8 protein-coding genes are annotated in these 8,168 nt (G+C 58.7%); 4 read left to right on the top strand and 4 right to left on the bottom strand.

The window, feature by feature from the left end; translation table 11 throughout:
* The first annotated feature begins 280 nt into the window (after positions 1–280).
* The 4 genes from Q0562_RS08855 to Q0562_RS08870 all read left to right on the top strand — a co-directional run bounded on the left by Q0562_RS08855 (position 281) and on the right by Q0562_RS08870 (position 4,911).
* Complete coding sequence (locus Q0562_RS08855) at positions 281–868, top strand: nucleotide exchange factor GrpE (RefSeq protein ID WP_298643586.1); 588 nt, start codon at positions 281–283, stop codon at positions 866–868.
* A 68-nt stretch (positions 869–936) separates the two neighbouring features.
* Positions 937–2,868: a molecular chaperone DnaK gene (gene dnaK / locus Q0562_RS08860; protein ID WP_298643588.1), complete on the top strand. Its 1,932-nt coding sequence runs from the start codon at positions 937–939 to the stop codon at positions 2,866–2,868.
* Positions 2,869–2,964: 96 nt separating this feature from the next.
* On the top strand, positions 2,965–4,104 hold the full coding sequence (gene dnaJ / locus Q0562_RS08865; protein WP_298643589.1) for a molecular chaperone DnaJ: 1,140 nt from the start codon (positions 2,965–2,967) through the stop codon (positions 4,102–4,104).
* 15 nt (positions 4,105–4,119) lie between these two features.
* A complete protein-coding gene (locus Q0562_RS08870) occupies positions 4,120–4,911 on the top strand; it encodes an enoyl-ACP reductase (RefSeq protein ID WP_298643591.1) in 792 nt (263 codons plus the stop codon).
* Between the two features lie 258 nt (positions 4,912–5,169).
* Here the strand turns inward: Q0562_RS08870 and Q0562_RS08875 are convergent, their stop codons facing one another.
* The 4 genes from Q0562_RS08875 to Q0562_RS08890 form a co-directional block, all read right to left on the bottom strand.
* On the bottom strand, positions 5,170–5,883 hold the full coding sequence (locus Q0562_RS08875) for a DUF6348 family protein (RefSeq protein ID WP_298643593.1): 714 nt from the start codon (positions 5,881–5,883) through the stop codon (positions 5,170–5,172).
* Positions 5,884–5,962: 79 nt separating this feature from the next.
* Positions 5,963–6,619 (bottom strand): hypothetical protein, encoded by a 657-nt coding sequence (locus Q0562_RS08880; protein ID WP_298643595.1) that lies wholly within the window; start codon positions 6,617–6,619, stop codon positions 5,963–5,965.
* Between the two features lie 489 nt (positions 6,620–7,108).
* Positions 7,109–7,660: an RNA 2'-phosphotransferase gene (locus tag Q0562_RS08885; RefSeq protein ID WP_298643597.1), complete on the bottom strand. Its 552-nt coding sequence runs from the start codon at positions 7,658–7,660 to the stop codon at positions 7,109–7,111.
* A 108-nt stretch (positions 7,661–7,768) separates the two neighbouring features.
* A complete protein-coding gene (locus Q0562_RS08890) occupies positions 7,769–8,110 on the bottom strand; it encodes a hypothetical protein (protein WP_298643599.1) in 342 nt (113 codons plus the stop codon).
* Positions 8,111–8,168 lie beyond the last annotated feature (58 nt).

Below are 8,168 nucleotides of genomic sequence, written 5' to 3' on the forward strand. Positions count from 1 at the left end.
TGGCGATGATTGCCAAAGCCGACGACGCCGAAACAGAGGCGATGATTGCGGCGCTGCTGCGCGGCGAAGAAGTGGACTGGAAGCCGGAAGCGGATTTAACCGCGCCGTCGCCATAACCGCTTGCCGGATAAAGAAAACACCCGCCACGGCGGGTGTTTTTGCGGGCATCCGCAGGCGGCGTAACCATGCGGTTTTTCTCATTCACTGCCCCCGCCCTTGAATTTTCCGCCGTCCGTTCCCAGTTAGGGGGGACTGTTTTCTGTTTTTTGAGAGGTGCTTTATGCAGGATGAAGAGATGACCACAAATCTGCCGCCGGAAGAGGGGGCGGAGCCGTCCCCGGAATTTGCCGCCGAAGAGGCGTTTCTCGATGCGCGCGGCGCGGAGATTGAGGCCTTGCAGGCGCAGGTTGCCGAGTTGAAGAACGCGGTGCTGCGCGAGCGCGCCGACAGCGACAATCTGCGCAAGCGGTTTGAGCGCGAGAAGGAAGCGGCGTTGAAGTTCGGCAGCGAGAAGCTGATCAAAGAGCTGCTGCCGGTGATTGATTCGCTCACGCTCGGGCTGGACGCGGCGAAGGCGCACGAGGCGGAAGGCCGCCAGGCGCTGGATCATTTCATTGAAGGCTCGGCGATGACCTTGAAGCTGCTGCTGGATGTGTTGCAGAAGAACGGCGTGACCGAGCTCGACCCGGTCGGCGAGAAGCTCGACCCCGAATTGCATCAGGCGCTGTCGGTCATCCCCAGCCCCGATGCGGAGCCGAACACCATCCTGCACGTCGCGCAGAAGGGGTATCTGCTCAACGGCCGCGTCATCCGCGCCGCGCAGGTCATCGTCGCCGACGGTGCGCAGAAAAATCCGCCGCAGGCTTGATTTTGCGGCAGCTCGCCCCACTTAGGCGGTTAACCCGTTTTTGTTTTTTATTTTAGAGAGAGAACCTTATGAGCAAGATTATCGGTATTGACCTTGGTACCACCAACTCCTGCGTCGCCATCATGGATGGCGACAAGCCGCGCGTCATCGAAAACGCCGAAGGCGCGCGCACCACGCCGTCTATCGTCGCCTTCACCGACGACGGCGAAGTGCTGGTCGGCCAGCCGGCGAAACGTCAGGCGGTAACCAACCCGAAAAACACCCTGTACGCCATCAAGCGCCTGATTGGTCGCCGTTTCGACGAAAAAGAGGTACAGAAAGACATCAACCTCGTCCCCTACAAAATCATCAAGGCCGACAACGGCGACGCCTGGGTGGAAGCGGTAAACAAGAAAATGGCACCGCCGGAAGTTTCCGCGCGCGTGCTGATGAAAATGAAGAAAACGGTGGAAGATTTCCTCGGCGAGAAAGTTACCGACGCCGTCATCACCGTGCCTGCTTATTTCAACGACGACCAGCGCAAGGCGACCAAAGACGCTGGCCGTATCGCGGGCTTGAACGTGCAGCGCATCATCAACGAACCGACCGCCGCAGCACTCGCTTACGGCATGGATCGAGGTGCGCGCGACGCGAAGATTGCGGTTTATGACCTGGGCGGCGGTACCTTCGATATTTCCATCATCGAAACGGTGGATCTCGACGGCGAGCAGCAGTTTGAAGTGTTGTCCACCAACGGCGACACCTTCCTCGGCGGTGAAGACTTCGACGCCCGCATCATTGATTACCTCGTCGCCGAGTTCAAAAAAGACAGCGGCATTGACCTCTCGAAAGACTCGCTTGCCCTGCAACGTCTGAAAGAAGCGGCAGAAAAAGCGAAAATCGAGCTGTCATCCAGCGAGCAGACTGAAATCAACCTGCCCTATATCACCGCCGACGCCTCCGGCCCGAAACACCTCAACATCAAGATGACCCGCGCCAAACTGGAATCGCTGGTTGCCGACCTGATCGAGAAAACGCTGGAACCCTGCCGTCAGGCACTGAAAGATGCTGGTCTCTCCGCCAAAGACATCCACGACGTCATCCTCGTCGGTGGTCAGACGCGGATGCCGAAAGTGCAGGAAACCGTGAAGAACTTCTTCGGCAAAGAGCCGCGCAAAGACGTGAACCCGGACGAAGCGGTCGCCCTCGGTGCCGCCATCCAGGGCGGGGTCATCGGCGGCGACGTCAAAGACGTGCTGCTGCTTGACGTTACCCCGCTGTCGCTCGGTATCGAAACCATGGGCGGCGTGATGACCAAGCTGATCGAGAAAAACACCACCATCCCGACCAAAGCGTCGCAAGTGTTCTCTACCGCCGAAGACAACCAGTCCGCCGTGACCATCCACGTCCTGCAAGGCGAGCGCCAGCAGGCCAGCGGCAACAAATCGCTGGGGCGCTTCGACCTCTCCGGCATTGAGCCTGCACCGCGCGGTATGCCGCAAATCGAAGTCAGCTTCGACATTGACGCCAACGGTATCCTGAACGTAACCGCCAAAGACAAGAAGACCGGCAAAGAACAGTCCATCATCATCAAGGGCAACTCCGGCCTTTCCGATGACGAAGTCGAGCGGATGATCAAGGACGCCGAAGCGCACGCCGAAGAAGACAAAGCCTTCCAGGAAAAAGTGAGCGCGAAGAACAACGCCGAATCGATGATCCACACCATCGAGAAAAGCATGAGCGACCTTGGCGGCGACGTCACCGCATCCGAAAAAAGTGCGGTAGAAGATGCCATCAAGGCGCTGAAAGAAGTGATGGATAACGGCAGCGTTGATGACATCAACAGCAAGACCGAAGCGCTGACTAAAGCCGCCGAACCCGTCCTGCAAAAAGCCTACAACAAAATGAGCGGCGATCAGGCCGCAGGCGGCAGCAGCGCGGACAGCAGCAACAGCGCGCCGAAAGATGACAACGTCGTTGACGCCGACTTCCAGGAAGTCAAAGACGACGACAACAAATAAACCCCCAACCCGACCCGTCCACCAGGACGGGTTCCTGATGCCACCGCGCTGGCGGCATCAGGAACCCGTCTTTTTACCACCCACAAAGCAACCTGCATGGCAGACAAAGACCTCTACAAAATCCTCGGCGTCAACAAAAACGCCACCCAGGAAGAACTCAAACGCGCCTACCGCAAACTCACCATGGAGTTGCACCCCGACCGCAACCCCGACAACCGCGAAGAAGCCGAGCGCAAATTCAAAGAAATGAAAGCGGCCTACGACATCCTCTCGGACGAACAAAAACGCGCCGCCTATGACCGCTACGGTTTCGACGCCGTGAACGGCAACGGCGGCGGGGGCGGCGGCGGGTTTGGGGGCGGCTTCGGCGGTTTCAGTGCCGACGTCTTCGGCGATATCTTCGGCGACATCTTCGGTGGTGGTCGCCAGCGCCAGGCGCGCCAGGAAACACGCGGGCACGATCTGGCCTACGAACTTGACCTTTCCCTCGAAGAAGCCGTCAACGGCAGCGAAAAACGCATCCGCATCCCCACCTACGTCCGCTGCAAAAGCTGCGACGGCTCGGGCGCGACCGCCAAATCCATCAAACGCGCCTGCCCGAGCTGCAACGGGAGCGGGCAAATCCGCATCCAGCAGGGCTTCTTCTCCATCGCCCAGCCCTGCCCGCAATGCGGCGGCAAAGGCCAAATCATCGAAAACCCGTGCAGCGACTGCCACGGCGACGGCCGCGTCAAGCAACAGAAAACCCTCAACGTCAACATTCCGGCCGGCGTTGACACCGGCGACCGCATCCGCCTCGCCGGCGAAGGCGAGGCGGGCGAACGCGGCGCGGCGGCGGGCGACCTCTATGTCGAAATCCGCGTGCGCAAACACCCCATCTTCACCCGCACCGGCGACGACCTGCACTGCGAAATGCCGATCAGCTTCGTCACCGCCGCCCTCGGCGGCGACCTCGAAGTGCCGACCCTCGGCGGCAGGGTCGTCCTCAACGTGCCACCCGAAACCCAGACCGGCAAACGCTTCCGCCTGAAAGGCAAAGGCGTCAAATCCGTGCGCAGCCGCGCGGCAGGCGACCTTTACTGCACCGTGACCATCGAGACCCCGGTCAATCTCTCCAAAAAACAAAAAGACCTGCTCGCCGAATTCGGCAACACCCTGAGCGAAGGCGGTAAAACCCACGCGCCGCAAGAAAAATCCTTCCTCGACAAGGTCAAAAAATTCTTCGATAACCTCTAACCCAAGGAACGCACTATGGGCTTCATGAACGGCAAAAAAATCCTCATCACGGGACTCGCCAGCAACCTATCCATTGCCTACGGCATCGCCCAGGCCATGCACCGCGAAGGCGCCGAACTCGCCTTCACCTACCAGAACGACAAATTAAAACCGCGCGTCGAAAAAATGGGCGCCGAATTCGGCAGCAGCATCTTCCTGCCCTGCGACGTGGCCAGTGACGCGGAAATTGATGCCGTCTTTGCCACCCTCTCGGAACAATGGGGCGGGCTGGACGGCCTCATCCACGCCATCGCCTACGCGCCCAGAGACGCCATCGAAGGCCGCTTTCTGGACGGCTGCACCCGCGAAAACTTCGCCCTTGCGCACGACATCAGCGCGTACAGCTTCGCCGCCCTGATGCGCGGCGCCGTCCCGCTGATGAAAGGGCGCAACGCCGCAGCGCTGGCGCTTACCTACCTCGGCGCCGTCAAAGCCATCCCCAACTACAACACCATGGGGCTTGCCAAAGCCTCGCTGGAAGCGGCCATCCGCTACCTCGCCGCCGATTTGGGACAAGACGGCATCCGCGTCAACGGCATCAGCGCCGGCCCCATCCGCACGCTTGCTGCTTCCGGTATCAAGGACTTCCGCAAAATGCTGAAAGGCTTTGAGAAAACCGCACCGCTGAAACGCTGCGTCACCATCGAAGAAGTCGGCAACACCGCCGCCTTCCTCTGCTCCGACCTCGCCTCCGGCATCACCGGCGAAATCACCTATGTGGACGGTGGCTACAACATCTTCTCCTCCGTGCAGATGAGCGACGACTGAGCCGCCTGAATACCGATAAAAAACCACCGCTTGCGGTGGTTTTTTTGTGGGAACGCCGGATACGCCAAGATGCCGCTTGCCAAAACAGCGCCTACCGATACCACGCCAGCGGCGTATAGTCGTTTCAAACAGAAATGATACGGTGTCGGCTCGCCTCGCCGTACTATCTGTACTGTCTTCGGCTCGCCGCCTTGTCTCATTCCTGCTTGAAACGACAATAAATACTGGACTCACCAAGCGGTGTCGTTGCCGGGCCCGTCAGTCATTCGTGATGAGGACATATTGTTTGCGGAATTCGCTGCCCGTGCCCGGCCAAGTGGCGGCGTAGGCGCGCAGGGCGTCCATGCCCGGCGCGTAGTCTTCGCCGTTGACGCGGCAATCGGCATCGGTGCTGCCGTCGTCGTTGCGTGAGGCGAAGAGACGCAGAGCGTAGTTGTCGTGCCCTTCCAGCAGTGGTTTGAAGGCTTCCATGCTGTTGGTGAAGAGGCAGCAGGGGCAGAAGGGTTGGTGCGCATCATCTTCGCCATCCGCCGGGGCGGGCGCCGGGTTTTCCTGCCAGTATTGGGTCGCGCCGAAGTGGACGCGGCGGATTCTGCCGTCGGGAAAGGTCATGCTCATGCCGGTGTGGCCTTTGTCGTCGTTGGTGGCGACGGCGTGCAGCAGTTGCCAGTCGCCAGTGAGCCACCATTCGAGGCCGTAATGGAGGGCTTCTGCCGGGTCTGCGCCAAAGCTGTGCTGGTATTCGAAGATGCCCTGCGGAAAGAGCTCGGGGTGGTGGATCTGGATGGTGATGGTGCTTCGCACGCGTTCGCCGAAGTCCAGTGCAGCGATTTGCACCAGCAGCGCGTAGCCGCTGGCCGCGTGATAGAGCCAGTCGCCGTGGCGCGTGGTGGGGCAGCCTTCGGCAGCAAGCGCGTCGGCCAGCAGCGCGGGCAGGTCCCAGTTGTCGGCGCTGCCATCATCGTAGTTCACGCTGAACCGGGCACTAATGCCGGGGTTGGTGTCAAGCGGGGTTGTAGTCGGGGTACATGGGCATGGAGTTCTCCGTGTTTCAGAGCAGGCCGTTGCTCGCCAGCAAGGCCTCTTTGCCGTAATGGCGCAGGGCTTGTTGTATTTCTTTGGCGGATTTTCTGCCAACGGGTATTGAGAGGATAAGGTCTATGATGATGAAGGCTATAACCGCATAGACTTTACTGACAAACATTATAATAATAAAGGCAGGAATGATAAGGATCAGGTTGACATCAATATGATCACCATCTATTTCAGCGATGTTAATGTCAATAATTTTGCTGTTTTTCTTGATGATCCGCATAGTGCCAATATCTTTTCCTATTGTTCCTCTATGCGAGAGGTATTTGCGGGTAAGCGTTATTTTCAATATTTCATCCCATGCTATTTCTTCTTGCTGCGTGGCGCGACAATAGCTAATGCCATAGCGATTGATTTCTATAAATTCCGGCTGCCGGAAGGATGCTATCCAGCCTCGCAAACCGATGTAATAGACACTGTAAGCCATGGCAAGCATCAGCACAATGAAGAGAACCCCAAGAAGTAAATTGCCCCATGAGTATTGGCGATGGATGACGTAAACCATGTAGCGATAACCGCCTATTACGCCGAATGCGATAAAGATGAGCATCACGCTCAGGTAGCTGAAGAGGTATTTTTGCCGGAATTGCCAGCGATAGTGTCTTTTGGTTCGCATGAACGTTTTTGCTTGTGATGGGGTGATTATAGGTGCATCGTACCCCATGTTTTTCTCGCTTATACCAAAACTAAAAAATAACCTGCCGTAGATTGGTCTTCGACCAAGTGAAATCACGCTAATGGCGGGCTGAAGCCCACCCTACGACAGGTTGTTTTTTGATTTTGGTATTAAGGGTCTGTTGACACTCAACATTGCGGCGGCTTTTCCGTCAAAATCCGGCATCTGCTGCGTTATAGTCGCTTCAAACAGGAATGAGACAAGGCGGCGAGCCGAAAACAGTACAGATAGTACGGCGAGGCTCGCCAACATCGTATCATTCCTGTTTGAAGCGACTATAAAAATGCACGCAAGGTAGGCAACCTTACTGCACTTTTTGCCTTGCACCTGCCGTTTTTGCCACAAAAATCCGCTGCGCAAGTCGAATGTCAACAGACCCTAGACGATTGCGCCAAATCGTGAACACAGCCTCCGTGGCGGGGCGGCGCTTCATGGCTGTTGCAGGTAAGCGGCAGGGACGTGGTCGGTGAGCCAGACACCGTTATCCGCGCGGTAGAAGGTGTAGCCGTCGCGCTGCATCTCGCCGGCGCGCACGCGCAGCACGGCGGGTTTGCCGTGCCGCTGCCCGACTTTGGCGGCGGTGTCGGGGTCGGCGCTGAGGTGGACGTGCTGCCGCGCGCGTTTGTCCAGGCCGCCGCTCGCGAAGATGGCGGCGACGGTGGCGGCAGCGGTGCCGTGATACAGCACGTCCGGCGGTGTTTGCGGCGTGTAGGCGAGATCGATGGCGAGGGAGTGTCCCTGGCTGGCGCGGATTTTTGTGCCGTCTGCGTTGAAAGTGAAGCGTTTTTTGTTGTTGGTGGCGACGAGGTGTGCCAGCAGGGCGCGGTCAATCGCCGTGCCGTGCGCGTTCATGAGGCGCAGGAGCGTCTCGACATCCGCCCAGCCTTGTGCATCAAGGCGGAGTCCGATGGTTTCGGGTCGATGGCGCAGGATGAGGCTGAGGAATTTGCTGAGGGTAACGTTGCTTTGGGCAGTGGTCATGGAAGGGCGTCCGGTCAGAGAAACGGCATGAAATGGGCAAATATCGTGAAATGGCCGGGCAATGGATGCGGGCGGCGGTTCGGCGTCATCTGTTTCCCGGACTTGCCGTCAGTAGTAAGGCGACTGGTCGCAGGGTTGCAGGATGGTGGTCGGGCGGCCGCGCCGGTACACGGTGCGCTCGATGTAGCAGGGGCTGGCGCGGTGGTGGCGGTTGGTGCGCGGCGGGTTGCTGTCGATGTTGATGCGAACGTTGTCGTTCCAGATGGCAACGTCGGCTTGCGGCGTGGTCATGCCGCTTTCGTGCCAGTAGCCGCTGTTTTCGCTGCGGATGGTGTTGCCCGCCATGCCGTAGGTGACGGTTTGGCTATCGTGGTAGTTGCCGTAGTAGTCGCTTTGGGTGCAGCCGCCGAGGGCGACGAGCAGGGCGGTGAGGGTGAGGCGGGTGTTCATGATTGTTTGAGGGCGTAGATGCCCGGCAGGTGGCGCAGGTAGCCGTGATAATCCATGC

It is taken from the genome of uncultured Cardiobacterium sp., from assembly GCF_938028825.1.
GTDB lineage: Bacteria > Pseudomonadota > Gammaproteobacteria > Cardiobacteriales > Cardiobacteriaceae > Cardiobacterium.